Here is a 25,092-nt window from a genome sequence, read left to right on the forward strand (position 1 = left end):
GAGCGACAAAATGAATACATCTTTTACCTCTTTACAACAACCTGAAGATGCAAAGCACCATATCCGCTTGATGAAACAAGTGCTCAGAGCACAAATCGGCGATGTTGAGGGCCTGTTTGAGCAGGTCAGAAGCAAAATCCTCAGCGAAATTGCTGCAGCACGCGTGGAGGAAGCGCGAAACGGCACGGCATGGCCACAGGTACGTTGGGATGACATCGCCGCTGGGCGCATTTCCGATGAAGTAAAGGATCACATTCGTCGTCGCGGGTGTGTGGTGGTCAGGCAAACCTTTACGCGCGAGCAGGCGCTGGGCTGGGATGCGTCAATGCTGGAATACCTTGATAAAAATGATTTCGATGAAGTCTATAAGGGGCCGGGTGATAACTTCTTTGGCAGCCTCGATGCATCACGTCCTGAAATTTACCCGATCTACTGGAGCGAAGCACAGATGTCTGCGCGCCAGAGCGACGCCATGGCACAAACCCAATCCTTCCTGAATCGCCTGTGGATCTTCGAATCCAACGGAACGCGCTGGTTTGACCCTGATGTCAGCATTATCTACCCCGATCGCATTCGCCGTCGTTTACCTGGCACGACATCAAAAGGGCTGGGCGCGCATACTGATTCCGGTGCGCTGGAACGCTGGTTACTGCCGGCTTACCAACAGGTGTTCAGCAAAATCTTCAATAATCAATTCGATCAATACGATCCCTGGGATGCGGCACATCGCACCGAAGTGAACGAATATCAGGCCGGTACGACCACCAAATGTTCAGTTTTCCGCACTTTCCAGGGATGGACAGCCCTGTCAGATATGCAATTGCATCAGGGATTACTCCATGTGGTGCCCGTACCGGAAGCGATGGCTTATCTGTTGCTGCGTCCACTGCTAAAAGATGTGCCGGAGGATGAGCTTTGCGGTGTTGCACCGGGCAAAGTGCTGCCCATCTCACAGCAGTGGCATCCGGAACTGATTGAGGGATTGTGCTCGATTCCGGCCATGGAGGCGGGTGATTCTGTGTGGTGGCATTGTGATGTGATTCACTCGGTTGCTCCGGTTGAGGATCAACAGGGTTGGGGCAATGTGATGTACATCCCTGCTGCGCCCCTGTGCGAGAAGAATGCTGCCTATGCCACTCAGGTTGCTCAGGCATTGGCCACCGGTGCTTCACCGGGTGATTTCCCGAAAGAGGACTATGAAACCCACTGGCGTGACCGGTTTACCCTGGACGCGTTAAATAGCAACGGTCGTCGCAGTCTCGGCTTAGAGTAAGTTTCTGGTAAGCTGAGTAAAATTTAAAATGAAGCAGGCATTATGAACGCACGTCATCAGCACATTATCCAACTGGTCAGCGAACGCGGCAGCGTCAGCGTTAATGAACTGGCGCAAACCACCGGCGTTTCTGAAGTGACGGTGCGTCAGGATCTGAATGTTCTGGAGAAAGGCGGCTTTCTGCGCCGCGTGCACGGTTCTGCCGTGGCGCCAGAAAGCGATGATGTTGGTGCACGTATGCAGACCCGCTTTGCCGTCAAAAAACGCCTCGCGGAGTACGCCGCTTCGCTGGTTAACGCGGGTGAAACGGTGTTTATCGAGGGCGGCAGTACTAACGCTTTGCTGGCGCGCGAACTGAGTGAACGCGGTGATATCACGATTATTACCGTCAGCCATTACATCGCTGGATTGTTGAGAGAAAAGGGCGGTGATGTGATCATTCTCGGCGGGCTGTTCCAAAAAAGCAGTGAGTCCGTGGTTGGGCCGCTGACGCGCTTGTGCATTCAGCACCTCAATTTTCATAAAGCGTTTATCGGTATCGACGGCTGGGATGCCGTTACCGGATTTACCGGCCGCGATATGCTGCGCTGCGATGTGGTCAACGCGATCATGGAAAAGCAGACGCACACTGTCGCGCTCACCGACTCCTCTAAATTTGGTCAGATCCATCCTTTCGCCCTGGCGCCGACATTGCCCTTTAAGCAGGTGATCACCGATAACCAACTGTCCCCGGCGTTTCAGGAGATATTGCGCCAGCAGCCAATGGAATTAACGCTGATTTAGCGGCACCGCCAGTGAGGATCCATCATCATTGTCATAAAGAAGGATTCCATGTTCCCTAACATCACCTCTAAAAAACTGCACTATCGCCAGTTAGTTGCCGATGACTGGCGATTCTTTCTCTCGCTGCAGCAGGATGAGCGCGTGATGCGTTATGTGGCCGATCCGCAGCCTGAAGACGAGATTCGACGTGACAGGTTCGAGATAAGATTGCCACGCTGGCAAAAAGGCAGTGCACATTGGCTCTGTCTGGTCATCATAGAAAAGGGGCACTCTGCGCCGTTAGGCCTCACCGGATTGATTGATCGCGGTGCAGGTATAGCGGAAGTCGGTTTTTTACTGGCAGCAGAGGCTCAAGGCAAAGGATTGGGTTCGGAATCACTTCACGATATCGCGCGTTATGCGCTGAATGAACTGGGCTTTCGCAAGCTGATTGCCACTGTGACGGCAGGAAATGAAGCCTCACGCAGGACACTATTAAAAGTGGGATTCCAGCAGGAGGGCACCTTGCGGAAAAGCTATCATCTCGCCGGTAAATGGCGGGACGATTGGGTCTTTGGATTATTCGCGGACGAATGGAAGCCACTCTAGCCTGCGATTAACGCCTGTGCCGTTAACTCATCGGTAATTAATCCCGTCACCAAACCGCTGGCCAATACCGCGCGGATCGCGTCGACTTTGCTCAATCCCCCCACCAGCGCCACAATCTCAGCGCGGTGGGCAAGCTCTAAATCCACCGACAGCGTGCGCGCCGTCAGGCTGTTGTGAATCATCTGCCCGCTGGCGTCAAAGAAATGACCGAGCAGCTCACCAACAGCGCCAGAAGCTGAGATATCGTTGATCTCGGCTTCATCAATCATGCCGGCTTCAACCAATTGCGCGGCCGGTTCCACGGTCCCGATCCCCACCAGTTTCACCTCGCTCTGTGCGGCCATGGCAAACACTTCGCTGACGCCGCGCTGTTTAAGCAGCACGTCGCGGTCTTCCTGAGTATTGGCAAAGAACGGCACCGGCATCATATACGCCTGCGCACCGGTCTTTTCGGCAATGCGATGCATGACATCGTGCGGATTGAGCGCATAGTTGCGCGTCAAACAGCCCAGCAGCGAAACGAAGCGCATATGCGGGGCGTCAATGCGCGGGAGCTGATGAATGGCGGCGGAAAGGGTGCGGCCGTGTCCCAGCCCCAGGGTGATCGCAGGCTGCGACGTGAGGAGATTGCGCAGGTAATCCGCGCCCGCCATACCCAGCGTTCGCACCGGCAAGCCTTCTTCACCAAGGTCAGGCGCAACGTGGCAAAAACGCAGTCCGTGCTTTTCGCGCAGCTGATCTTCCAGCGCCACGCACGCCATGATATCGCCATCAATCGACACCTTCACCGCACCCTCCGCGACCATTTTGGCAATCATGCGATGGGTTTTGACAGACGGTAATCCCAGACGTTTGGCGACTTCAGCCTGGGTCAGGCCGCCCACGTAGTGCAGCCAGGCGGCACGCAGGGCTAAAGAGTCATCGCGTTCAGCGGGTGTTGGAGCCGGTTTCATGTTTCTTTTCCTGATGATTAGGCCTAGGAAGCCAGATGCAAATCCTGCACGCCCGTATCAATGTGCGATGCCCAAAACGCGACGCTTTCCGCGATATCCGCCACCACCTGGCGGTCAGTGGGTTCACGCTCTTTAAAACTCAGTTCGAGGCAGATTTCGTTATCGTGCGCGCCGCCGCGCGCCAGCGCGTCCAGCAGCGGCTGGGGCTGAATACGGCCGCCCGCATTGTACTGCAATGTGAAGGGTCTGTGGCCGCCTTTGTCCATCATGCTTTGTTTTATATGAATAATCGGCGAGTAGCGCGGCACTGCTTCTGCCCACGCGTAAGGGTCGTAATCACGCGGGTCGGCTGAAGTCACATCGCCGTGATCGATATCCGCCATCATCCACATCGGCAGGGCAAAGGACTCACTGCTCAAACGCTGCTGCAGTGCGAGGCAAGCCGGAATGGTCTCACCAAACTCGCGTCCGATGCTCATCGGTTCCCAAAACAGGTACTTCAAGCCGGCGGATTGGGCATGTTCCGCCACCTCGGCCCAGCAGTCTATCGCGATCTCGATCAACGCCTCCCGCCGCGTCCTGTCGTTGAAATCCTGCTGGGTGAAAATGGCGAACTGCGATCCGACCGCCTCGCCGCCCAGTTCCGCAGTGATATCCGCGAAGGTTTTGAACCAGTCAACGTAGTAGCGCCGCACTTCAACGTCCGGATGACCAAAATGATTGAGGCGGCCATAGGGGCCGGTCATACCCGATGTCACGCGCACCCCGGTTTCTCGCAGCGCCTTCTGCATCTGGCGCGACATGCGGTTGATGGTGGCGGCTGGCCAGCCGGGATTAATAAATTCATGAGTTAACTGCAGATCGCGAATACGGATCTGTTGTGCCACGGTGTGAATCAGATCCTGCGGATCGGCAAAACGATTCACCAGTGGGTTGGTATTGAGCGAAAGCGTTAAGGGCATGATTACGCCTCCTTACGCAGCGGCACGGCCGCAGCATAGGTCGCGTCAAACCATTGGCTAAAGGCCTGCTGCTGCACTGCCGTCAGATGCAGCTGATGTTTGGTGCGACGCCACAGCACATCCTCCGCCTGCTGCGCCCACTCATTTTCCACCAGGTAGCGCACTTCGGCTTCATATAACTGCGCGCCGAAATGGCGGCCCAGATCGTTGAGCTCACGAGCGTGACCCAGCACTTTCTCAATGCGCGTGCCATACAGGCGCGCATAGTGTTTGCGTAGCGACGCCGGTAACCATGGCCAGCGCGTTTTCACTTGCTCAAGGAAACTCTCGAAATCGCCATTTGCCATATCACCGCCCGGCAAAGTGGCCTCGCGTGTCCAGTCTTCTCCCATATTGGGGAAGAAGGGCGCGAGCTTCTGGATAGCGTGTTCTGCCAGCTTACGGAAAGTGGTAATTTTGCCACCAAACACATGCAGCAGCGGGGCGTCTTGCTGATCGTCGAGATCGAACACGTAGTCACGCGTGACGGCAGAAGGGTTACCTTTGCCATCGTCAAACAGTGGACGCACGCCCGAGAATCGGGTAATCACATCGCTGGCGCGCAGTTTCACTTTGAAGTAGCGATTGACCACATCGATAAGGTACTGCTGCTCGCTGTCATCGGCGGTCACCGCTTCCGCTTTGCCCTGCCACGGAATATCGGTGGTGCCGATCAGGGCTTTATCGCCTTCATAAGGGTTGATGAAAATGACGCGTTTATCGGTGTTTTGCACCAGATACGCCTGCTGACCTTCCCAGAATTTCGGCACGATGATGTGTGAACCTTTGACCAGCCGCACGCTGCGATTGCTTTTGGTCTGCGTGACCTGATTGACGATATCCAGTACCCACGGCCCGGCTGCATTCACCAGCACTTTGGCGAACACCGTGCGCTGCGCGCCGCTGGCCGCATCCTGAAGGGTCACTTCCCACTTGCCGCTGATGCGTTTGGCGGAGATACAGCGGGTGCGCGGCAAAATCGTTGCGCCGCGCTCCGCGGCATCCACCGCATTGAGTGCGACCAGGCGGGCATCATCGACCCAGCAATCGGAGTACTCGAAGCCTTTGCTGTAGCTATCGAGAATGGGCGCGCCTTCAGGATCGCGCATCAGATCGAGCGAACGCGTGCCGGGCAGCTTTTTGCGCCCACCTAAGTTGTCATAAAGGAACAGCCCCAGACGCACCAGCCACGCCGGACGATCGGACGGGCTGTGCGGTAACACAAAGCGCATCGGCCAGATAATGTGCGGCGCGGCATTCAGCAACACTTCACGCTCGATCAGCGCCTCACGCACCAGGCGGAACTCATAATATTCAAGATAGCGAAGCCCGCCGTGTACCAGTTTGCCCGAGCGCGAGGAGGTACCCTGTGCAAGGTCGTCTTTTTCACACATCATCACGGACAAGCCGCGCCCGGCTGCGTCACGTGCGATGCCCGCGCCATTAATGCCACCGCCAATGACAAACAGATCCAGCGTATTTTCACTCATGGTGTACTCCTTAAAACTTATTCAGTGCATGCCAGGCGGCAGGGAGATCGCTGCGGATCTGCTGATAATGGGGAAACAGTTGGTTATAACGCTGCGACAGTTCAGCGGAAGGCGGTTCAGGCGCATCCAGCAGCGGGCGCACCCAGGTTTCCACGCACTGCGCCATGGAGGGATAGGCGCCAATCGCCACCGCTGCCATCATCGCGGCGCCCGCTGCACCGGCTTCATCACGCTGGTTGATACGCACCGGCGCGCCAATGCAGGAAGAGAGGATCTGGCGTAGCGGCTGGGAACGCACCGCACCGCCCGTGAGACGAATCTCACCCGGCAGGGTGCTGCCCATCGCCTGATAACAATCACGTGCAGCCATACCGATGCCTTCAATCACACCACGCACCAGGTCGGCAAAATTGTGCTGATAGTTAAGTCCGGTGAAGCTGGCGCGCGCGTCGGCGTTGACGAACGGCCCGCGTTCACCGGCAATCGAGATGTAGGGATGGAACAGCAGGGTGCCGGGTTCGGCTTTGTTGAGCCACTGGTCGATATGTGCCACCAGCCGCGCATGATCGATTTCACAGCCGAATCCGCTCAGCAATTCACTGGCCACATTCAACAGCCAGTCGAGATTAAGGGTTGACGCCATATTAGTTTGCACCTGCGTCACATAGCCCGGCCAGGGCAGCGGAATCACATAGCCAGTTTGCGCTGGATTCAGCCACACCTCATCAATGGTCACGCTGCGCAGATGCACGCCGGTAGAGCCGACAATTGAGCAGGCGGTATGGGCTTCGCCGGTGTGCACGCCTGCGCCCAGCGCGGTCATCGCCATATCCACATAACCCAGCGATATCGGTGTGCCCGCGCGCAGGCCGGTTAGGGCAGCGGCCTCAGCGGTCAATGGATGGGTGATTTGCGTGCCATCAATGATTTCGGGCAGCAGATGGCGGCGATGTTCCAGTCCCAGCGCCGCGATAACGGTGTCGTCATAACGCTGGGTGCGAAAGTTACCAAAGGTGAAGCTGGCCTCAGAAGGATCGGTGGCACGTACGCCCGTCAGATTGAGGTAAAGCCAGTCTTTGCAATGCAGCGCGACTTCGCTGTTCGCCAGCAGATCCGGAAAGTGTTGGTCCATATACGCCATCTGCGAACCCTGCTGGCAGGTATTCAGCCCGGTACCGGTGGCCTTAAACCGCTCGGCTGCAAGGGCATGCTGGTTTAGGGCATCGACGGTGTGTGCCGCACGCGCATCCAGCCAAATCCAGGCATCCTCCACCGGCTGGTTGTTGGCACCGACCAGCCAGGTGCCATCCCCTTGTGCGGTGACAGCCACGGCCACCACGCGGGAAGAGAGGTTTTCCACACGCTCGCCCAGTTTCCTTATCGCGTCCACGGCATCTTGCCAGGTCTGCGTCATGGATTGCTGCGCGGCACCGCCTTCGCTGCGGTAATAGCGGTTACGCACGGAGGCGCACGCCAGCTGTGTGCCTTCCAGATCAAACGCCACCGCTTTCACCACGGAGGTGCCGGAATCCAGACCCAGAATGATATCGCTGTTACCCACGTACACCTCCGAAGGGAAGAAAAGTTGACCCATCACGTCGTGTTAATTCCCTGTGATGAATTTGCTAAATAATGTCTTACACCACTTCCCATGGAGATAACATATCTCGTGTATTATTTTTCGATAAAACGAATAAATTTCACTTCAGTTAGCGAGTTTGATCACGAAAATGGCGGTGGTACAGGACAGGGTGAAATGAGATATTCCAAGAAGAAGGCTTGTATGGCGGGCCTTTATTAGCTGGAAAGGCGCTAAGGTGTGAATTTAGCGATCCAGATCGCGCTCCTGAAATATTCGTGAACCCTCTGTTGACAATTTAGTCACATCAGCACAATCCTCATCACAAGAGTTATCACATTTATAACATTTAATGCGGCGATTATCGCAGCAGATAACAGTGAGAGGTCACGTTATGTCCGATGTCTCAATGCTGGCACAGCAGCTCTCCCGAAAGCGCATTCGCCGCTACAGCATCATCGGTGTTGTGGTAGTTGCGGTGATTGCCGCCATGGCCATTGACACAAAAGTGGTGAAAATCGGTTCCGGGCAAGATGTGCAAGAGCAAGGTTTCTCGCCGGATAGCTACGGGGAGAAAACCTTCCCCGGTATCCAGCAGGATGTGGAAGCGCGGGCGGTGGATGCCAAAACCCTCGCCGATGCGCTGAAAGCCAATCAACAAGCCGCGGTACAGCAATACGGTGTGGGTTCGCCGCTTCCGGTCATCCCCGTCAAGCTGGAGGGTGTGGTTCAGTCAGGGCAGATGGGCATCTTCCCGCTGAAAGTGGCCGGCTTACCGGAAGGAAATGTGATTCGCCTGCAAACGGGCCCGGCTATCACCGGCACCGACTTGCGTGATGCCAGCGGAAAAATCCAGTTCGGTGATTTTACCAACCAGATTGAGTATCAAAACGCCGGTTCGGCGATCAATCGCGCCATGAAAGCCAAAGTGCTGGATAAGTTGGATCGCGATGCGCTGCCCGGTAAAACCGTGCAGGTGGTGGGGGTGTTCCGTTTGCTCGCGCCGAATAACTGGATGGTGACGCCAGTCATTCTGGAGGTGAAATGAAACCGTTCAACGTTAACCCGGCGCTACTGAAAGGCGAAGTGATCCTTGAAGCGCGCAACATCAGCAAGATCTATGGATCGACCCATGCACTCAAGGGCGTGAATTTTGAGATCCGTCGCGGTGAAGTCACCACGTTGTTTGGTGAAAACGGCGCAGGCAAATCCACGTTAATGAAAATTTTGTCAGGCGTGATTACGCCAACATCCGGGGAAATTCTCTACAACGGCGAAGAGAAAGTGTTTCGCTCCGCCACTGAAGCACGCGATTGCGGCATCTCGATTATCCATCAGGAGCTGAATCTGGCGCCCAACATGAACGTGCGCGACAACATCTTTATGGGGCGCGAAATCATGAAGTCGGGTGGGGTGGATTATGCGGAAGAAGCGCGCATTACCGCCCATCTGATAGCGGCGCTGGAGGAGGAGATTGATCCGCTGACGCCGGTGGAAAATCTGCGTCTGGGCCAACAACAGATCGTCGAAATCGCCCGCGCGTTGTCGGTGAATTCACAGATTCTGATCATGGATGAACCGACATCGGCGCTCAGTGCCGCGGAAGTGGCGGTGCTGTTCCAGGTGATCCGCGATCTCACCAGTCAGGGCGTGGCCATTGTTTACATCTCACATCATCTCGAAGAGGCACTGGAGATCACCGATCGCGCCGTGGTACTGCGTGATGGCGTGATGACCGCGTACGCGAAACGCGATGAGATCGATCTCGAATGGATCGTGCGCAATATGGTGGGCGATCACTTTGACCTGGGTTCGCCCCCGCAAGGGTATGACTTTGGCGACCAGGCGTTGACTGTGCAAGACCTGACGGTGAAAAGCAAAACCGGGATTCGGCTGGTGGATAACCTCTCGCTGGCTGTGAAAGCCGGTGAAATTGTCTGCATCTATGGCCTGATGGGCGCGGGGCGCACCGAACTGCTGGAGTGTATCGCCGGGCGTATTCATCAAAGCCAGGGACACATTTTGCTGCAAGACACCGATGTCAGCGGCTTAACCATTCAACAGCGCATTCAAATCGGCCTTGCGTTGGTGCCGGAAGATCGGCAACGCGACGGTCTGGTGCAAACCATGTCAGTGGGCGAAAACCTGTCGCTCGCCAGTATCAGCGAATTTGTGCGCGGTCTGGTGCTGTCACCGCGGCGTGAAAAGCAGCTGGTGGCAGACAGTATTCGCAACGTCACGGTGAAAACCGCTGGCGGTGAGGCGGCCATCGGTTCGCTTTCCGGCGGTAATCAGCAAAAAGTGGTGATCGGCAAAATGCTGGCCACCCGTCCAAAAGTGATCCTGCTGGATGAACCCAGCCGCGGCATTGATATCGGTGCCAAAGCGGAAGTGTTTCGTCTGCTGGCGGAAAACGCCAAAAAGGGGCTGGCGGTGGTGTACACCACCTCGGAAGTGGGGGAATGCCTGAGTATTGCGCATCGCATTGTGGTGATGAGCAAAGGGCGCATTAACGCCATCTTCGATTCCAGCGTGAGCAAAGAACGCATTATGGCCGCTTCAGGCGAGTCTCTGGTGGCATGACATGAAAAACGGAGCAAACGGTATGACAGACAGAACACACACGCTGGATTCGCCGCCCGTCGCGAGTAAAAAGAAGGCCGATAAAAGTCTCAATCTGGCGCGATTACTGCTGGAAGGGCGTGCGTTTATTGCGCTGCTGGTGATTATTGCCACCTTTTCCCTGCTCTCGCCTAACTACTTTACCGGCGCCAACTTCCTGACCATGGCTTCGCACGTGGCGATTTTTGGCTTACCGGCGATTGGCATGCTGCTGGTGATCCTCAATGGCGGTATTGACTTATCCGTCGGTTCAACGCTGGGTCTGGCTGGCGTGATGGCCGGCTTTATGATGCAGGGGATTAACCTCGACGCGCTGGGTGTTGTGCTGTATCTGCCCGTGTGGGCGGTGGCGATATTAACGCTGGTGATCGGGGCGCTGGTGGGATTGGTGAATGGCGTGCTGATTGCCTGGTTCCGCGTTCCGGCGTTTGTTGCCACGCTCGGCACCATGTATGTGGCACGCGGTATCGCATTGCTGATCACCAATGGTCTGACCTACAACAAACTCTCTGGAAGTGATGCGCTGGGCAACACCGGCTTTGACTGGCTCGGCTTCAATCGCATCTTCAATATCCCCGTCGGTGTGTTGGTGCTGGGTGTGGTAGCACTGGCCTGTGGTTTCCTGCTGAGTCGTTCGGCGTTTGGCCGCTGGCTCTATGCCTCGGGGGGTAATGAGCGCGCCGCCGATCTTTCCGGCGTGCCGGTGAAACGCATCAAGATCAGCGTTTACGTATTGTCGGGTATCTGTGCCGCTATGGCAGGACTGGTGCTCTCTTCACAGCTCACCTCTGCCGGCCCAACGGCGGGTACCACCTATGAACTGACCGCGATTGCTGCGGTAGTGATTGGCGGAGCGGCCCTGACCGGTGGTCGCGGTAATGTGCGCGGCACGCTGCTGGGCGCTTTTGTAATCGGTTTTCTCTCTGATGGCTTAGTGATTATCGGCGTTTCTGCCTACTGGCAGACGGTGTTCACTGGCGCCGTGATTGTGCTGGCGGTATTGCTCAACACCCTGCAATACGGCAAACGCAGTCGCTAACTCACGCGCGCTGTCTGGCAGCGCGCGGTTATCCGTAAAACCTGTACCCTAAATAATAACGGAGCACCTATGTTCACAAAACGTCTGTTTATTGCTGCCGCAGCGATGGCTATCACCACCTTCGCTGCAACGACCTGGGCGGATAACGGGTTGATGACCATCATCGTCAACGATCCTTCCAACCCTTACTGGCTGACAGAAGGCCAGGTCGCGCAAAAAGCGGCTGAAAAACTTGGCTACAGCGCAAAAGTCAGCGCGCACAAAGGTGATACCAACACTGAAAGCCAGCTGATTGATACGGCGATCACCAACAAATCCAAGGCCATCATTCTTGATCCGGCTAACGCCGACGGTTCTGTCGGTTCAGTGAAAAAAGCCATCGCGGCGAACATCCCGGTGTTTATCATTAACGCCGAGCTGAATCAGAGCGGATTGGCCAAAGCGCAGTTGGTTTCTAACAATGCGCAGGGCGCGGCGGTGGGCGCGATGGAGTGGGTGAAGGAGGTGGGCGATACCGCCAACTATGTTGAATTAGTGGGCCCGCCATCCGATAACAACGCGGCAACGCGTGCCAATGGTTTTGATACTGTGCTGTCACAGTACCCGACGCTGAAGAAAGTGGGTCAGGAAGTCGCCAACTGGGACCGTACCCAGGGCTTTAACAAGATGCAGTCACTGCTGCAGGCTAACCCGAATATCAAAGGCGTGATCAGCGGCAACGATGAAATGGCGCTGGGGGCGATTGCCGCGTTGAAAGAAGCCGGTAAGCTGAACCAGATCAAAGTGGGTGGTTTTGATGGCTCGCCAGATGCCGTTGATGCCGTAAAAGCCGGTACGCTGGCGTATACCGTGATGCAGCCCGTGGCGCAGTTCGCGCAGAAAGCGGTAGAGCAGGCTGACAGCTTCCTGAAAACCGGTAAAACCGGCGCAGCATCGGAAAAACAGCTGTTTGACTGCATTTTGATCACCAAAGAGAACGCGGGCAATTTCGTATCACCGTTTGTATTGAAGCAGTAATGCATAACGTGCGGCTTTCGGGCCGCACACTGCTCAGCGGACGCACTCCGGTGCGTCGCTGCAACCCTTCTTGTGAGTCCAAACACCACATCATTTGCAAAAGGCGCGTTTCCGCGTTGTAATCACCTGGAACCCGCATTTCTGCATCACTTTCCTGGACGAAATATGGCGCACAACCCGCAGGACTCTTCTCTCAACGTCTTCATGGCTGAACCCTTACCCAGCGACAGTCGTCAGGCGCGGCAGTTGGCGCGACGCCAGTTGATCGCGGAAGCCGTGATGGCAGAAGGCGCAATTCGCATTGAAGATATCACCGACCGTTTCGGCATCAGTCTGATGACCGCGCACCGTGATATTGATGAGATGGTCGAACGCGGATTGCTGCATAAGTCGCGTGGGGTGGTCTCTGCTACGCCAACCAGCCTGGTCGAGTCCAGCGATATCTACCGTGCGACGCGTCAACTGGAGGAGAAGCAAGCCATCGCTGAAGTGGCTGCCACTTATCTGGAGCCAGGACAGGCGATTTTCCTTGATGATTCCACCACGGTATTGCAGATGGCTCGCCTGTTACACGCGCGCGCCCCGTTAACGGTGATCACAAACTCACTGACACTGATGAATGAGTTGCGCAACGGGCGCGATATCACGCTGATGGGATTAGGCGGTCAGTTTTATCACTGGTGCAATGCGTTTATGGGCCGCATGACGCGAGAAGAGATTGCCAGTCTGCGCGCCGATGTGTTCTTCGTCAGTATGTCTGCGATCATTGATGACACGGTCTTTCATCAGTCAGCTGAAACCGTCGAAACCAAACGAGCGATGTTTGATGCTGCACAGAAACGTATTTTGATGATGGATAACACCAAATTTGAACGCCGGGCGCTGCATCGTTTTGCCCATCTCAGCGAGTTCGATGTGGTGATTGTTAACCAGGGTACGCCGGTGCCCGTGCTGCGACGGATGCAGGATCTGGGCGTGAACGTCGTGGTTGCGCCCATGAAGATCCACACGACCCCACGCGAAGAAGTCTGATTACCCCTGCGAACTTATTCCCTCAGATAACCGGAGGTGCTCACTGTCGGCCGCGACAGTGGGGCTTCTGCCTGTGCAAATGCGTTTGACAATATAATCTACCTACTAGTAGATTGAATGCTCTGCACCTGCCACCGTCAACCAGGACGGCGCAGTTGATTACCACGCGCTATTGATTCGGCTCGGGTAAGTGCCTTGTCTTAATTTATGCAATGTTGAGCGAACCTATGAACAAGCCTTCTCTTTCGACCGGCCAGACACTCATCCGTCTGGCCGCTATTGCAGTGGTACCATTGATAGTCATCGCATTATTTCTCTGGGCTGGCGGCTGGTTAACACCGGATAAGTTGACCTCCGATAAGCTCATTACCGTGCTACAAAAATCAGGCGGGGAGCATCCCGGCTACCGACGCAATCATGCCAAAGGCGTCTGCATAAACGGCAGCTTTGCCGCTAACGGCAAAGCCAGCGTGCTGTCGCGTGCCGGGCTGTTTGCACCGGGCGAAACCCCGGTGATCGGGCGCTTTGCTATTGCCGGTGGCAATCCGAACGCCCCGGATTATGCCGTGCCGGTGCGCAGCATGGCGTTAGCGTTTTACCAAAAAGATGGTCAGCAGTGGCGTACTGGAATGAATGCCATGCCGATGTTTCCGGTGAAGAGCGTGGAAGGGTTTTACGATCTGCAAATCGCCACGCTGCCCGATGCTAAAACAGGTAAGCCCGATCCCGCCAAAATTCAGGCCTTCGTTCAAAAACATCCCGAAATCAAACCATTCTTCGGCTGGGCGCAACAGTATGTGCCTTCATCGAGTTGGGCGAGCGATCGCTTTAACAGCCTCAATGCCTTTAACTTTGTTGATCAGGCAGGTACCCGCCATGTGGTTCGCTGGAGCATGGTGCCGCACAGCGAGTATCAGCCAATCAATGCTGCGGATAAGAATGACAGCAACTTCCTGCAGAGCGATCTGCAACAACGTCTTGCTAAAGGGGCGCTGCAATGGGATCTGATTATCACTGTCGCTGATGCGCAGGACAGCAGTAGCGATGCTTCGATTGCCTGGCCAGCGGACCGGCAGACCATCAATGCGGGAACCCTGACCATCAACCAAACCACGCCACAGCAGCAGGGCGCCTGTAACGACATCAATTACGATCCGCTGATTCTGCCAGAGGGTATCACCGCTTCAGACGATCCGATCCTCAATGCACGTTCATCGGCTTATGCCAAATCCTACAACGCCCGTACCCGTGAACAGGCAGGAGCACACTGATGAAACACACAGAGACTTTCCATCCGGCGTTGCGCGCGATTCACTGGCTGATGGCTGCCGCTATTATGACCATGCTGTTTATCGGTGTGGCCATGGTCGCCACCGTATCGTCACTGCACAGCTTGCTCGTGGCGATCCACAAGCCGTTGGGCTTAATGATATTGCTGTTGGTGGTGGTGCGATTGTGGCTGCGTTTTACCACCGCTAAACCGGCCTTGCCGGAGACGTTATCAAACGGGCAAAAAGCGCTGGCACACCTTTCGCATTGGGCATTGTACGCAATGATGCTGGCGCAGCCTCTTATCGGCTGGGCGATGCTGTCGGCGGCAGGCTATCCGATCAGTCTGGGAGGCAGTCTGGTGCTGCCACCCATCACGCCGATCAGTAATGATCTCTATGCCTGGTTGCGTCCGCTGCATACCTGGGTGGCCTTAGCCTTGTTCATAACGGTCATGCTGCATCTTGCTGCCGCGTTGTTCCATGCGCTGATTCTGCGTGATGGCGTATTCAGGAGTATGACCGGCCGCCGTAAGCGTTCTGAAGCGCCTTGACATCCCGGCTGCAGGTCAGTAGGTTCAGTGCCAATTTACTGATTTGCAGCCATTTCATCTTTGCTGCCGGAGTCCTGCATGACCGTTGAACGTTCGCCTAAAGCCACTGAAATCATTAACCACACCCGAGAGTTGCTCACTACGGGTGGTTATAAAAGTTTCAGCTATGCCGATTTGGCAGAACGCGTGCAAATCCGTAAAGCCAGTATTCATCATCATTTTCCTGGCAAAGCTGATCTGGTGCTGGCCGTGGTCAATGATTATCGTGAGGAGGCGCGAGCCGGAATGGCCGCGACCAGTGAGCATTTCAGTGATGATCCGCTGGCTGAGCTGAACGGTTATGTGAACTTTTGGGCTACCTGCATTAAGGAAAACAGCTCCCCGTTCTGTATTTGCGTGATGCTGGCAGTGGAACTGCCGACCTTACCGGAAGAAGTGGCGGCCGAAGTGACCGGACATTTCGCCGATCTGTCCGCGTGGCTGGCCGGTGTGTTGCAGAAGGGGGAAAAGCGCGGGGTGTTTATTCTGCGTGAAGGAGCGGAAATGGAAGCCAAATCGCTGATGGCCACGGTGCATGGTGCCATGATAGCCGCGCGCGCGTTTAATAACCCCGAACTGTTTTTACCCATGATTAAACCGGTGTTGAACAATCTGGTTATTACCGCCTAATTGCCTCGCGGAGATTTAGCCTCGCGACTCTTTCATCAGCAACAAAATCACTTTATCCACCAGATAAGGCGCCTGTTTATTTAATTCAGGGTCATCGCGTAACTGCGCGGCAATATTTAACGCAAAGTCGCGAAGGGTTTGTTTATCCGATTCCGTTGATTCAGCAGCCGAAGAACGGCAAACGGGATGTTGGTTAGGAAAATGAATCACACTCACATTGCCCCCTGAAATATGTCGCTAAAGTCAGCTGAATAAACATTAATCTACTAGTTGGTAGGCTGGCAGTCAAGGGATGGATTCTCTGTAAAGCACCGCAGGTTTAAACGCCTCTCAATGCCCTGAAAGTGCTGCATCGGCTGGTTTCTCACCGCTTCGCCAGTACCGCCCGAAAATAGGAATTTTTACCTTTCGCCGTTTCACAAATCCTCTTAAATTAGCGCCGACGAGCAGTGCAAGTCGCCAACGATTTGGTGTCTTAACAACAATCAAATTAAAAACAATTGCATTCCATTTTTTAATGGTAATGGGGATTTCGATGCTTTTAAAACGCAGCTGCAGTTTTGCCATTGTCGCTTTAGTCTGTTTATCTGTTACCGCTTGTGGCATGTCGCATCGTGGTCGTAATACGGCGATTGGTGCGGGTGTCGGTGCAGTGGGTGGTGCGGTATTAACCGGCGGCAGTACCTTTGGTACGCTGGGTGGTGCGGCCATCGGTGGTTTGATTGGTCATGAAGTGAGCCGTTGATTCATTCTGCTGATCTATTTCGTCGCGCACTGAATGCGCGACGAAATAAAATCTTTTTTAACGTCGTCTTTATTCTTCCATTAGATTTTCTTTAACTGGCCAAACACCTGTTTGCCGTTATGGAATGTCGCCATCACCGGTGCAATATGCGCCACGGCTTCTGCAGAACAACTCGCCGCGACCAACATCATCGTTGCGCTGTCTTGTGCCTTCGGCCACTGCTGTTCTCCCTGGCTATTCAGCGGCAGCACCTCATTGGTGGCAATACCCAAAGCACGACTCAATGAGAATTCATCCGGGCCACGATACAACTGCGCATAGACATTGGCTTTTTCCAGCATGCTGCCGCTGCCAAAGGGTTGCCAGTGGTCGGCAATGGTATCCGTGCCGGACCATACCGGCACGCCCGCTGCACGCAGTTGCGGCAATGGCATGATCACGCGACCAATCGGCACGGTTGTCGCGATGCTAAACTGCTGCGCTTTGAGTTCCTCGATCATCGCATCCAGTTCACTGCCCGATAACGTGCCCAGCGCAAACGCATGGCTGAGGGTGACTTTTCCTTTTAACTGCGGATTCTCGCGCACCGTTTTCAGCATATAGCGTATCGCGGCTACGCCGTGCGGCTCGGTTTCATGCAGGTGGATATCCACCGGCGCAGCAAAATCCAGTGCGATGCTGAACATCGTATCCAGTGACTTCTCCATCGCACCATCGACATTGGTCGGATCCAGGCCACCGACAAAATTGGCCCCCATTTTCATCGCTTCACGCATCATGCCTTCAACGTTTGAACGCAACAGCCCATGCTGCGGGAAGGCGACAATCTTCGCGGTAAAGTCCTGAGGGTGCTTTTCAATCGCCTGTTGTAAGTGCGCCAACCCATCCAGCTTGCTGATCGGGTCGATATTACAATGGCTGCGCGCTTCGGTGTTGCCTTTGGACTGCAGTAAGCCAATTAGCTTTTCGGCACGCATTTCGGAGGTTGGCACAATCTCAGGAAGAATCTGCTCCTCCTGATGAATCATATCGATAACGCTTTTGCGCGGTAGCGGGGCGCGCCATCCATCGCCATAAAAGGTTTTATCGAGGTGAATATGCATATCGCGCGTTGCGGGCAGCAGGACGTGTCCCGCCGCATCCCAGGCGGGGAGGGTGCTGCTGAATCCCGCGGCGTGGATGCCCGTGATTTGCGCGCCGTTGATTTCGATATCGTACAAACCGGTGCGCGTGGCGGTGATGACGCCCTTATGGCGCACAAAGCCTTCTTCCAGGCGTACATTGCGCAACAGATAGTGGCTAACATCGATGTGCGTCAGGTTTTCAGGCGCACAGGCTGCCGCTACAGCTGTGCGGCCACTTAATCCGGCGCCGAGCAGCGTGCCTGCCGCCGTCAGTTTGATGCCAGCGGAAAGAAAGTCACGGCGGTTGCCGGAAGTCATGAGGCTCATACGTTATTTTCTCCCTGTAGGGGAGATTTACCCTAGAGGAGCGATAAGCGCTGTGCTGTGATTTTTTCCACTGATAACTATGGAGAAAAGTAATGACGCATCGGACAGCATCGCTATCCGATGTTCTGTTGAAGGGTTAATGATTTTGCGGTTTGGGCATCGGCGGTGTGCCATGAGTATGGAAGGTCTCAATGGTTTTCAGGCCCCACGCCTGGCCTTTCTTACGCTCGCTCTCCGTCCAGACCACGGTCTGCCAGTCTGGGGCCAGAATCAGACGTGCGCCGGAATTGGCCAGCTCAACCCGATTTCCTGCCGGTTCCCAGACATAGAGGAAAAATGTGCCCTGAATGGCATGTTTGTGTGGGCCGGTTTCAATGTGCACGCCATTTTCCAGGAAGATGTCGGCCGCGCGCAGAATGTCTTCCCGCGTGTCGGTGGCGTAGGTCACATGATGCAGTCGCCCGTTGCCGCCACCGTGCTCTTCGGTACAGGCCAAATCATAGGTTTTATTATTGATGGTGAACCAGCAGCCACCAATGCGGCCATTATCGAGCTGAATCATCTCTGTTACGCGGGAGCCTAAACAAATTTCCATAAAGCGCTTGAATTCACTGACATCGGCTGCCAGCAGATTGAGGTGATCGAGACGGCGCGGACAGGCGCCACGCGCGTGGTAACGCTGGGACAGGTTTTTCAGCGACGGACGTTGATCGTCAGGTGCCTGATATCGGACCGTGTCGTAATAGATCTCAAAAATGTGGCCAAACGGATCGGTAAAGCGAAATGCCTGGCCATGGCCCTGATCGTCGTTGACCCAACCGAGCACTTCATAGGGGCTCGCTTCAATCGCCGCAACACGCCGTTCCAGCGCAGCCTGCGAAGCGGCGCGATAAGCAATGTGCCCCACGCCGGTAGTGTGATGACGCGTGAGTTTCAGGCTGTGAAACTCATAATCATCCCAGGCGCGCAGCCAGGCGTGATCGTCGTCCTGCGCGGTGATCGTTAAGCCATAGACATTCACAAAGAAGTTGAGGCTCTCTTCAAACTTGTCGGTGTAAAGCTCCACGTGAGCAAGATGCGCAATATCGAAGCAGGGTTCAGAAGGTTGAGATGTCATGATGCCAATCCTATTTATTGAGGGTTTGTGACAGCGCCGGAAGGTCATCCAGCGCTGCGCCCTTTATTTTCAGAGACAGAGAAACGTTACGATGAAGCACAATACTGATCGCGGCCAGTAAAGCGGGTAGAGCGAGAACATAGAAAATCGCCGACTGCGCCGGGAACGCGCCCATCAGCAATCCGCCAATCGAAGAGCTGAGGATGGCACCGGTGCGGCCAATGCCGTGCATCCAGCTCACGCCGGTGGCGCGTATTTCAGTAGGGTAATAAGCAGGAGAATAAACCTGCAGACCATTCTGTGCGCCATTAATACACATGCCGATAACGAAAATGAATACGCCCAGAGCCACCCCGGAAAACGCGAAGATACCCTGTGCTAACAAGCAGAGACAACCCAGCAGATAGACCACGCCAATCACCACTCTGGCGTTGCACTTATCCATCAATGCACCGACCAGAATACCGCCAAGTGGACCGCCTAACTGGAACAATCCCGCCAGAATGGCCGCCTGTTCGAGGGAAATGCCGCCCGAGCGCATAATGGTCGGCAACCAGCCGTTCAGCAGATAAATCACAAACAACCCCATAAAGTAGGTCACCCACAAAATGATCGTGCCGCGGGCAAAACCGTGGTGGAAGAGCTGTGAAATGGTGCTGTTACGATGGATCCGGGGAGAGTTGAGCACGAACGCCGCATCCTGCTGAAACTGGCCGCCCATGCGATTAAGCAGCGCGGCAATCTTCGCGCGTGGCGCCCGGCGCACCACCAAATTCAACGCAGATTCAGGCAGCAGATAACTTAACAAGGGAAGCAGCAGCAGCGGCAGTGCACCGCCGAAAATGAGCACAGCATTCCAGTGATAATGCGCCAGCAACGCGGCCGCAATAAATCCACCCAGCCCGGAGCCGATATTAAAGCCGCTGAACATCAGGGTAATCATCACGCCCTTACGGCGCTCAGGCATATATTCTGCCAGCAGCGTGACGCAGTTGGGCATGACTGCGCCCAGCCCGAGCCCGGCAATGAATCGCATCATCGCCATTTGCAGCGGCGTGGTGGCGAAGGCGCAGATCAGACTGAATGCGGAGAACATCAGTACCGCAAGCAGGATGATTTTTTTACGGCCAAAGCGATCGGACAAAGGACCGGCGATCAATGCGCCAATCGCCACGCCAAACATCGCTGCCCCCAGAATCGGCCCCATTGCGGCGCGTGAGATATGCCACTGCTCTATCAGCGCCGGCGCAATAAATCCCATCACCGCGGCATCGTAACCGTCGAACATAATGATGATCAGGCAGAGAAATAACACGCGCCATTGAAAGGCGGAAATGGGTCGTGAATCAATCCAGGCTTTGATGTCGACCAGCTTATTTGTATTCATACGTTCGCTCTCTCTACGGGCACGCAAAGTCTATTGAATGACGAGTCATGATTAACTCATCCAACTCAACGGTAAGCACCGTGCCGCAGACTGTCTGTCAAAAAAGGCTTTTAGCGGTATGAGTTACGTTTATATTGTGAGCGAGTTGTCATAATCCACGGTCTAAATTCGGGTTTGTGCTGACCGCTGGAAAGGGGGGTATGAGTGAACGGCTTACCAACATTGTATGAATTTCGTTTAGGTCGCTGTTGTATGAGCTTCGGCGTTGATGCACTTAATCAGTGCCAGCGTGGCCGGGGAATGCAGCGCACCCGCGCGCAATGTGATACCAATATCACGACGCGTATCGGGCAGAGTAAAGGATAAAGGTTTGAGCGTGCCCGACTTCAATTCGTACTCCAGTTGGTGCCATGACACGGCTGCCACCATATCGGAGTCCATTAATAAACCGCGCACGATCGCCAGGTCACCGCTCTCCACCACCGGTTTGGGTGCCGGAATGTCCAATGTGGCAAAGGCGTGTTCTAACAGATGGCGGGCCGGGCTGTTTTCACGCGGCAAAATCCACTGTGTGTCGGCGAGATCGGCAGCGCTTAATGCTCGACCCACTAATGGATGTTGTGGCCTGGCGAGCAGCACCAGCTCTTCGCTAAACAGCCGGCGATTATCGATATCATTAACGTGGCTGTCATGACGTAAGGCACCGACAATCAGATCAACGTCACCTGCACGGAGTTCGGTAATCAGCGTGCTAAAGGCACTTTCATTGGTCACGACTTTGATTGCCGGATGTGCCGTCACTAAGCGGGTGATCGCGCGGGGCAATAACACACTGCGACACAATGGCAGGGCACCAATATGAACGGTGCCCTGCAAAACCCCTTGCTGAGCGGCAAGATCTTCCGGGATATGGCGAATTTCATTCAGGGCGCGGCTGATATGTGGCGCCATTTCACGTGCGGCGGACGTCGGCTGCATGCCTCGCGGGGATCGCTGGAACAGCACGATATTGGCCCCTTTCTCCAGCACCTTTAACGCGGCACTGACGGCGGGCTGGCTGATAGCCAGCGAACTGGCCACGCTTTGCGTGTGCTGCAGATGAAACAGCCGTAAAAATATCTGCAGGCGTCTGACGTTGAACAACCAAATCGGTTCGGCTTCATCACGCATAGATTCGCGCTGTTTAAACCGGGCGAGAAGTGCGGGTATCTGTTTGAGTTCCTGAAGGGCGCGCTGGGCGCGAGGTAGCACGCATTTTCCCTTCTCGTTGAGCAGCATCCCGCTGGCATGACGTTCAAACAAAGGCGTCGCCAGAGTGTGCTCCAGATCACGTATCGATCGCGTCACTGCCGATTGCGTGCGAAATAAATCTCCTGCAGCCTCCGAGACAGTTCCCCGTTCGGCAATCATACAAAGTGATCTTAGCTGCATGATTTTAATGTGGTTAGCGTCTTCACTTGCCAGCATGCCTTCTGCTCCTGAGCCTCTGATAATGATCACAACATAAATAAAAATCATAGCTCGCACAACGAAAGGCATTATTCGGTCTGGATGCTGCGTGTCAGGATGAAAAAAACGCAACAGAAGGGGAACACAATGGAAAACACAGTGAAAAAGAGTGCCCTGGTGGTCAGTGCCCATTCCGCTGACTTTGTCTGGCGCGCAGGCGGTGCTATCGCTTTGCACAGTGCGAGCGGCTATGACGTGCACGTTGTCTGCCTCTCTTACGGGGAGCGCGGTGAGTCGGCAAAACTGTGGCGCAAAGGCAACATGACCGAGCAGACCGTTAAGCAGCACCGGCAGGCCGAGGCCGAACGGGCCGCGGATGTGTTAGGAGCGAGCATTGAGTTCTTCGATCTTGGCGATTATCCCCTACGCGCAGATAAGGAAACGCTGTTCCGCCTGGCCGATGTGTTTCGCCGCGTGCAGCCACACTTTGTATTGACGCACTCGATTGCCGATCCTTATAACTACGATCATCCGCTGGCGGCGAATCTTACGCAGGAAGCACGCATCATTGCGCAGGCAGAAGGGTATCGTCCGGGAGAACCGATTATCGGCGCGCCGCCGGTTTACTGTTTTGAACCGCATCAACCTGAACAATGCCTGTGGAAACCGGATGTGCTGCTGGATATCACCTTAGTTTGGGAAAAGAAATACCAGGCGATTCAGTGCATGGCCGGGCAGGAACATTTGTGGGAATACTACACGCGCGTGGCGCTACAGCGGGGCGTGCAGGCCAAACGTAATACGGGGATTGCTTCGACGCGCGTCATCACTCACGGCGAAGGCTATCAGAGCCTGTTCCCACGGGTAACGGAGGATCTCTCATGATCGCGGTGAACCAGAAAGGCATTGTTGTTACGAAGATTGAGCGGGCCGATTCCGCTCTGATCGCGCAGTTCGCCCGTGCCGGAGTGGCAACCGTCCACGAAGCGCAACAGCGACAAGGTCTGCTTGATGTGCGGATACGACCGATCCAGCAGGGCGTATCGATAGCCGGCAGTGCGGTCACGGTGCTGGTTTCTCCCGGGGATAACTGGATGTTTCATGTTGCAGTCGAACAGTGTCAGCCTGGCGATGTACTGCTGGTGGCACCGACCTCGGATTGCCATGATGGCTTCTTTGGTGATCTGCTGGCCACTTCATTAAAGGCACGTGGCGTGGTGGCACTGGTGGGCGACATCGGTATCCGTGACAGCCAGACCCTGCGTGAGATGGGCTTTCCGGTTTGGTCGCGTGCGGTGTTTGCTCAGGGAACGGTTAAAGCCACGCTGGGTTCGGTAAATGTGCCGATTATCTGTGCCGGTCAGCTGGTTTATCCTGGCGATATGGTGGTCGCCGATGACGACGGCGTAGTGATTGTGCCGCGAGCGGATGCGAAAACTGTTGCCGGGACAACCCAACAGCGGGTCGCCAATGAGGAGAGTAAGCGAGTACGCCTGGCAGCCGGGGAACTCGGGCTAGATATTTATCAGATGCGTGGCACGTTAGCGGAGAAGGGATTGCGCTACGTGGAGTCTCTGGATGCTATGCAAAAGAGTTCACTATGAAACAGACGCTGATACCCTGTGTTTTAATGCGAGGCGGCACCTCCAAAGCCGCCTGTTTCCTTGCCAGCGATCTGCCAGAGGCAGGAACGGAGCGAGACCGCGTGTTGCTGGCCGTCATGGGTTCACCGGATCCACGTCAAATTGATGGCATCGGTGGGGCCGATCCGCTGACCAGTAAGGTGGCAATTATTTCTCCGTCCACGCGTCGTGATGCCGATGTCGATTACCTGTTTGCACAGGTTAACGTGGATCAAGCGGTGGTCGATTATGGACAGAACTGCGGCAACATCCTTGCCGCCGTGGCGCCGTTTGCCATCGAGAAAGGCCTGGTAAACGCGCAGGATGACATCACGCGCGTGCGCATCTTTATGGTTAACACCGGGCAAATCGCGGTGGCGCAACTTGCCACGCCCGATGGCACGGTGGAATATCAGGGCGATACGCAGATAGACGGCGTACCAGGTTTTGGTGCAGAGCAAATTCTGCAATTCGAGGATATTGCAGGGTCCAGCTGCGGATCGCTGTTACCGACCGGTGAGGCGCGTAATCGGTTTGACGGGATTGAGGTGACCTGCATTGATAACGGTATGCCGGTGGTGATCCTGCGTGCTGAGGATGTGGGATGCACTGGCCAGGAGACCTGCGAGCAGCTTGAAAGCAACGTTGAGTTAAAAGCCCGTCTGGAATCCATCCGCTTACAAGCGGGTCCGCTGATGAGCCTCGGAGACGTGACCAAACGAACTGTGCCGAAAATGACCCTTATTGCTCCGCCCGTTAATGGCGGTGCGCTATCGACGCGGACATTTATTCCCCATCGCTGTCATGCTTCTATTGGTGTATTGGGTGCGGTGAGTGTGGCCACGGCCTGCCTGATCCCCGGTTCCGTGACGCAGGGAATCGCGCAGATTACCGATGACAGGCAGCAGCGTCTGGCGGTGGAACATCCAAGCGGCGAGTTTAGCGTGATGCTGACCTGTGATGAGACAGGGAAGGTGACGCAAAGCGGCTTGATACGTACGGCACGACTGTTATTTGACGGACGGGTCGCCATTCCAGCCTCACGCTAAAACACGAAATACCCTGCACGCTGACGTTCTCCTATGCTGACAACCTTATGGGTTGCCGGCATTTTCCATTCGCTCGCAAAACTCTTCGTTTCTACGCGTGACTTCATGCTTCCACTCACACTGCCTCGCCAGCCCTTTATTTGCCTTAAATAAATGTCGCTGATTCATTATTAATGTGACAAGTGTGCGCACGGTGTGTCTTTAATGTTACGATTCGGTATATTCAATAGAGAGGTTTTTAAAGATTTAATGGCGCAGGAATTAAGTATTCTGAACGTGACAATTGTTTTTGATTTGTTAAATTAAATCATTATGGCTGTTATTAAAATACAATAACTCAATGCTTGTTAAAATTCCGTATTATTGATGTTGACCGTATGTCTACGGTAATTGTAACCCTGCTA

Annotated in this window: 25 protein-coding genes; 15 read left to right on the plus strand and 10 right to left on the minus strand. The window is 54.9% G+C overall.

The window, feature by feature from the left end:
- Positions 1 to 10 precede the first annotated feature (10 nt).
- From LH22_RS12400 to LH22_RS12410, 3 genes are read left to right on the plus strand one after another with little or no spacing between them, the layout of a single operon-like run.
- Entirely contained in the window at positions 11 to 1,273 is a 1,263-nt protein-coding gene (locus LH22_RS12400) for a DUF1479 domain-containing protein (protein ID WP_038646955.1), read from the plus strand.
- A 42-nt stretch (positions 1,274 to 1,315) separates the two neighbouring features.
- The gene (locus LH22_RS12405) at positions 1,316 to 2,056 is read left to right on the plus strand and encodes a DNA-binding transcriptional regulator YciT (protein WP_038646957.1); all 741 of its coding nucleotides are present in this window, start codon (positions 1,316 to 1,318) and stop codon (positions 2,054 to 2,056) included.
- A gap of 48 nt (positions 2,057 to 2,104) precedes the next feature.
- Positions 2,105 to 2,644, plus strand: coding sequence for a GNAT family N-acetyltransferase (locus tag LH22_RS12410; protein WP_038646959.1), 540 nt, complete (start codon positions 2,105 to 2,107; stop codon positions 2,642 to 2,644).
- On the opposite strand, the gene LH22_RS12415 is transcribed toward LH22_RS12410, so the two are convergent.
- Genes LH22_RS12415 through LH22_RS12430 form a run of 4 tightly spaced genes read right to left on the minus strand, consistent with a single transcriptional unit; the run spans position 2,641 to position 7,682 of the window.
- Positions 2,641 to 3,597: a sugar-binding transcriptional regulator gene (locus LH22_RS12415; protein WP_038646961.1), complete on the minus strand. Its 957-nt coding sequence runs from the start codon at positions 3,595 to 3,597 to the stop codon at positions 2,641 to 2,643. The genes LH22_RS12410 and LH22_RS12415 overlap by 4 nt on opposite strands.
- Before the next feature lie 23 nt (positions 3,598 to 3,620).
- A complete protein-coding gene (locus tag LH22_RS12420) occupies positions 3,621 to 4,559 on the minus strand; it encodes a sugar phosphate isomerase/epimerase family protein (RefSeq protein WP_038646963.1) in 939 nt (312 codons plus the stop codon).
- 2 nt (positions 4,560 to 4,561) lie between these two features.
- A complete protein-coding gene (locus LH22_RS12425) occupies positions 4,562 to 6,088 on the minus strand; it encodes a glycerol-3-phosphate dehydrogenase (RefSeq protein ID WP_038646965.1) in 1,527 nt (508 codons plus the stop codon).
- Between the two features lie 10 nt (positions 6,089 to 6,098).
- The gene (locus LH22_RS12430; RefSeq protein ID WP_240474705.1) at positions 6,099 to 7,682 is read right to left on the minus strand and encodes an FGGY-family carbohydrate kinase; all 1,584 of its coding nucleotides are present in this window, start codon (positions 7,680 to 7,682) and stop codon (positions 6,099 to 6,101) included.
- A 379-nt stretch (positions 7,683 to 8,061) separates the two neighbouring features.
- On the opposite strand from LH22_RS12430, the gene LH22_RS12435 reads away from it, so the two are divergent.
- The 8 genes from LH22_RS12435 (at position 8,062) to LH22_RS12470 (ending at position 15,868) form a co-directional block, all read left to right on the plus strand.
- Positions 8,062 to 8,715, plus strand: a complete 654-nt coding sequence (locus LH22_RS12435) for a DUF2291 domain-containing protein (protein ID WP_038646967.1) — start codon at positions 8,062 to 8,064, stop codon at positions 8,713 to 8,715.
- On the plus strand, positions 8,712 to 10,250 hold the full coding sequence (locus tag LH22_RS12440; protein ID WP_052059414.1) for a sugar ABC transporter ATP-binding protein: 1,539 nt from the start codon (positions 8,712 to 8,714) through the stop codon (positions 10,248 to 10,250). Before LH22_RS12435 ends, LH22_RS12440 begins: the two co-directional genes overlap by 4 nt.
- A 22-nt stretch (positions 10,251 to 10,272) precedes the next feature.
- Complete coding sequence (locus LH22_RS12445; RefSeq protein ID WP_038650116.1) at positions 10,273 to 11,328, plus strand: ABC transporter permease; 1,056 nt, start codon at positions 10,273 to 10,275, stop codon at positions 11,326 to 11,328.
- A gap of 69 nt (positions 11,329 to 11,397) precedes the next feature.
- Positions 11,398 to 12,345 carry a D-ribose ABC transporter substrate-binding protein gene (locus LH22_RS12450; protein ID WP_038646969.1) on the plus strand — a complete coding sequence of 316 codons (948 nt, stop codon included), beginning with the start codon at positions 11,398 to 11,400 and terminating at the stop codon, positions 12,343 to 12,345.
- A 165-nt stretch (positions 12,346 to 12,510) separates the two neighbouring features.
- Entirely contained in the window at positions 12,511 to 13,377 is an 867-nt protein-coding gene (locus LH22_RS12455) for a DeoR/GlpR family DNA-binding transcription regulator (RefSeq protein ID WP_038646971.1), read from the plus strand.
- 227 nt (positions 13,378 to 13,604) lie between these two features.
- Complete coding sequence (locus LH22_RS12460) at positions 13,605 to 14,648, plus strand: catalase family peroxidase (RefSeq protein WP_038646973.1); 1,044 nt, start codon at positions 13,605 to 13,607, stop codon at positions 14,646 to 14,648.
- Positions 14,648 to 15,199 (plus strand): cytochrome b, encoded by a 552-nt coding sequence (locus LH22_RS12465; protein ID WP_038646975.1) that lies wholly within the window; start codon positions 14,648 to 14,650, stop codon positions 15,197 to 15,199. The genes LH22_RS12460 and LH22_RS12465 overlap by 1 nt, the downstream gene beginning before the upstream one ends.
- Positions 15,200 to 15,277: 78 nt before the next feature.
- On the plus strand, positions 15,278 to 15,868 hold the full coding sequence (locus LH22_RS12470; RefSeq protein ID WP_038646977.1) for a TetR/AcrR family transcriptional regulator: 591 nt from the start codon (positions 15,278 to 15,280) through the stop codon (positions 15,866 to 15,868).
- 15 nt (positions 15,869 to 15,883) lie between these two features.
- Here the strand turns inward: LH22_RS12470 and LH22_RS12475 are convergent, their stop codons facing one another.
- On the minus strand, positions 15,884 to 16,084 hold the full coding sequence (locus LH22_RS12475; protein WP_038646979.1) for a hypothetical protein: 201 nt from the start codon (positions 16,082 to 16,084) through the stop codon (positions 15,884 to 15,886).
- Positions 16,085 to 16,198: 114 nt separating this feature from the next.
- The gene (locus tag LH22_RS20730; RefSeq protein WP_167540440.1) at positions 16,199 to 16,474 is read right to left on the minus strand and encodes a hypothetical protein; all 276 of its coding nucleotides are present in this window, start codon (positions 16,472 to 16,474) and stop codon (positions 16,199 to 16,201) included.
- On the opposite strand from LH22_RS20730, the gene LH22_RS12480 reads away from it, so the two are divergent.
- Positions 16,404 to 16,613 carry a glycine zipper 2TM domain-containing protein gene (locus tag LH22_RS12480; RefSeq protein WP_038646981.1) on the plus strand — a complete coding sequence of 70 codons (210 nt, stop codon included), beginning with the start codon at positions 16,404 to 16,406 and terminating at the stop codon, positions 16,611 to 16,613. The genes LH22_RS20730 and LH22_RS12480 overlap by 71 nt on opposite strands.
- Before the next feature lie 80 nt (positions 16,614 to 16,693).
- Here LH22_RS12480 and LH22_RS12485 read toward each other — a convergent pair whose 3' ends face one another.
- The 4 genes from LH22_RS12485 to LH22_RS12500 all read right to left on the minus strand — a co-directional run bounded on the left by LH22_RS12485 (position 16,694) and on the right by LH22_RS12500 (position 22,035).
- Entirely contained in the window at positions 16,694 to 18,064 is a 1,371-nt protein-coding gene (locus LH22_RS12485) for an amidohydrolase (RefSeq protein ID WP_038646983.1), read from the minus strand.
- A 136-nt stretch (positions 18,065 to 18,200) separates the two neighbouring features.
- Entirely contained in the window at positions 18,201 to 19,181 is a 981-nt protein-coding gene (locus LH22_RS12490; RefSeq protein ID WP_038646985.1) for a VOC family protein, read from the minus strand.
- A gap of 10 nt (positions 19,182 to 19,191) precedes the next feature.
- Complete coding sequence (locus LH22_RS12495; protein WP_038646986.1) at positions 19,192 to 20,568, minus strand: MFS transporter; 1,377 nt, start codon at positions 20,566 to 20,568, stop codon at positions 19,192 to 19,194.
- 237 nt (positions 20,569 to 20,805) lie between these two features.
- A complete protein-coding gene (locus tag LH22_RS12500) occupies positions 20,806 to 22,035 on the minus strand; it encodes a LysR substrate-binding domain-containing protein (protein ID WP_038646988.1) in 1,230 nt (409 codons plus the stop codon).
- Between the two features lie 129 nt (positions 22,036 to 22,164).
- Between LH22_RS12500 and LH22_RS12505 the strand changes: the two genes are divergently transcribed.
- From LH22_RS12505 to LH22_RS12515, 3 genes are read left to right on the plus strand one after another with little or no spacing between them, the layout of a single operon-like run.
- Positions 22,165 to 22,902 (plus strand): PIG-L deacetylase family protein, encoded by a 738-nt coding sequence (locus LH22_RS12505; protein WP_038646990.1) that lies wholly within the window; start codon positions 22,165 to 22,167, stop codon positions 22,900 to 22,902.
- Positions 22,899 to 23,621: a 4-carboxy-4-hydroxy-2-oxoadipate aldolase/oxaloacetate decarboxylase gene (locus LH22_RS12510; RefSeq protein WP_038646992.1), complete on the plus strand. Its 723-nt coding sequence runs from the start codon at positions 22,899 to 22,901 to the stop codon at positions 23,619 to 23,621. Before LH22_RS12505 ends, LH22_RS12510 begins: the two co-directional genes overlap by 4 nt.
- Complete coding sequence (locus LH22_RS12515; RefSeq protein ID WP_038646994.1) at positions 23,618 to 24,688, plus strand: 4-oxalomesaconate tautomerase; 1,071 nt, start codon at positions 23,618 to 23,620, stop codon at positions 24,686 to 24,688. The genes LH22_RS12510 and LH22_RS12515 overlap by 4 nt, the downstream gene beginning before the upstream one ends.
- Positions 24,689 to 25,092 lie beyond the last annotated feature (404 nt).

The organism is Pantoea rwandensis (assembly GCF_000759475.1).
Taxonomy (GTDB): Bacteria; Pseudomonadota; Gammaproteobacteria; order Enterobacterales; family Enterobacteriaceae; genus Pantoea; species Pantoea rwandensis_B.

Excerpts from the sequence above, each read along its gene's own strand:
- LH22_RS12400 (WP_038646955.1), top strand. The coding sequence starts at position 11 with ATGAATACATCTTTTACCTCTTTACAACAACCTGAAGATGCAAAGCAC.
- LH22_RS12405 (WP_038646957.1), top strand. The coding sequence starts at position 1,316 with ATGAACGCACGTCATCAGCACATTATCCAACTGGTCAGCGAACGCGGC.
- LH22_RS12410 (WP_038646959.1), top strand. The coding sequence starts at position 2,105 with ATGTTCCCTAACATCACCTCTAAAAAACTGCACTATCGCCAGTTAGTT.
- LH22_RS12415 (WP_038646961.1), bottom strand. The coding sequence starts at position 3,597 with ATGAAACCGGCTCCAACACCCGCTGAACGCGATGACTCTTTAGCCCTG.
- LH22_RS12420 (WP_038646963.1), bottom strand. The coding sequence starts at position 4,559 with ATGCCCTTAACGCTTTCGCTCAATACCAACCCACTGGTGAATCGTTTT.
- LH22_RS12425 (WP_038646965.1), bottom strand. The coding sequence starts at position 6,088 with ATGAGTGAAAATACGCTGGATCTGTTTGTCATTGGCGGTGGCATTAAT.
- LH22_RS12430 (WP_240474705.1), bottom strand. The coding sequence starts at position 7,682 with ATGGGTCAACTTTTCTTCCCTTCGGAGGTGTACGTGGGTAACAGCGAT.
- LH22_RS12435 (WP_038646967.1), top strand. The coding sequence starts at position 8,062 with ATGTCCGATGTCTCAATGCTGGCACAGCAGCTCTCCCGAAAGCGCATT.
- LH22_RS12440 (WP_052059414.1), top strand. The coding sequence starts at position 8,712 with ATGAAACCGTTCAACGTTAACCCGGCGCTACTGAAAGGCGAAGTGATC.
- LH22_RS12445 (WP_038650116.1), top strand. The coding sequence starts at position 10,273 with ATGACAGACAGAACACACACGCTGGATTCGCCGCCCGTCGCGAGTAAA.
- LH22_RS12450 (WP_038646969.1), top strand. The coding sequence starts at position 11,398 with ATGTTCACAAAACGTCTGTTTATTGCTGCCGCAGCGATGGCTATCACC.
- LH22_RS12455 (WP_038646971.1), top strand. The coding sequence starts at position 12,511 with ATGGCGCACAACCCGCAGGACTCTTCTCTCAACGTCTTCATGGCTGAA.
- LH22_RS12460 (WP_038646973.1), top strand. The coding sequence starts at position 13,605 with ATGAACAAGCCTTCTCTTTCGACCGGCCAGACACTCATCCGTCTGGCC.
- LH22_RS12465 (WP_038646975.1), top strand. The coding sequence starts at position 14,648 with ATGAAACACACAGAGACTTTCCATCCGGCGTTGCGCGCGATTCACTGG.
- LH22_RS12470 (WP_038646977.1), top strand. The coding sequence starts at position 15,278 with ATGACCGTTGAACGTTCGCCTAAAGCCACTGAAATCATTAACCACACC.
- LH22_RS12480 (WP_038646981.1), top strand. The coding sequence starts at position 16,404 with ATGCTTTTAAAACGCAGCTGCAGTTTTGCCATTGTCGCTTTAGTCTGT.
- LH22_RS20730 (WP_167540440.1), bottom strand. The coding sequence starts at position 16,474 with ATGCCACAAGCGGTAACAGATAAACAGACTAAAGCGACAATGGCAAAA.
- LH22_RS12485 (WP_038646983.1), bottom strand. The coding sequence starts at position 18,064 with ATGAGCCTCATGACTTCCGGCAACCGCCGTGACTTTCTTTCCGCTGGC.
- LH22_RS12490 (WP_038646985.1), bottom strand. The coding sequence starts at position 19,181 with ATGACATCTCAACCTTCTGAACCCTGCTTCGATATTGCGCATCTTGCT.
- LH22_RS12495 (WP_038646986.1), bottom strand. The coding sequence starts at position 20,568 with ATGAATACAAATAAGCTGGTCGACATCAAAGCCTGGATTGATTCACGA.
- LH22_RS12500 (WP_038646988.1), bottom strand. The coding sequence starts at position 22,035 with ATGCTGGCAAGTGAAGACGCTAACCACATTAAAATCATGCAGCTAAGA.
- LH22_RS12505 (WP_038646990.1), top strand. The coding sequence starts at position 22,165 with ATGGAAAACACAGTGAAAAAGAGTGCCCTGGTGGTCAGTGCCCATTCC.
- LH22_RS12510 (WP_038646992.1), top strand. The coding sequence starts at position 22,899 with ATGATCGCGGTGAACCAGAAAGGCATTGTTGTTACGAAGATTGAGCGG.
- LH22_RS12515 (WP_038646994.1), top strand. The coding sequence starts at position 23,618 with ATGAAACAGACGCTGATACCCTGTGTTTTAATGCGAGGCGGCACCTCC.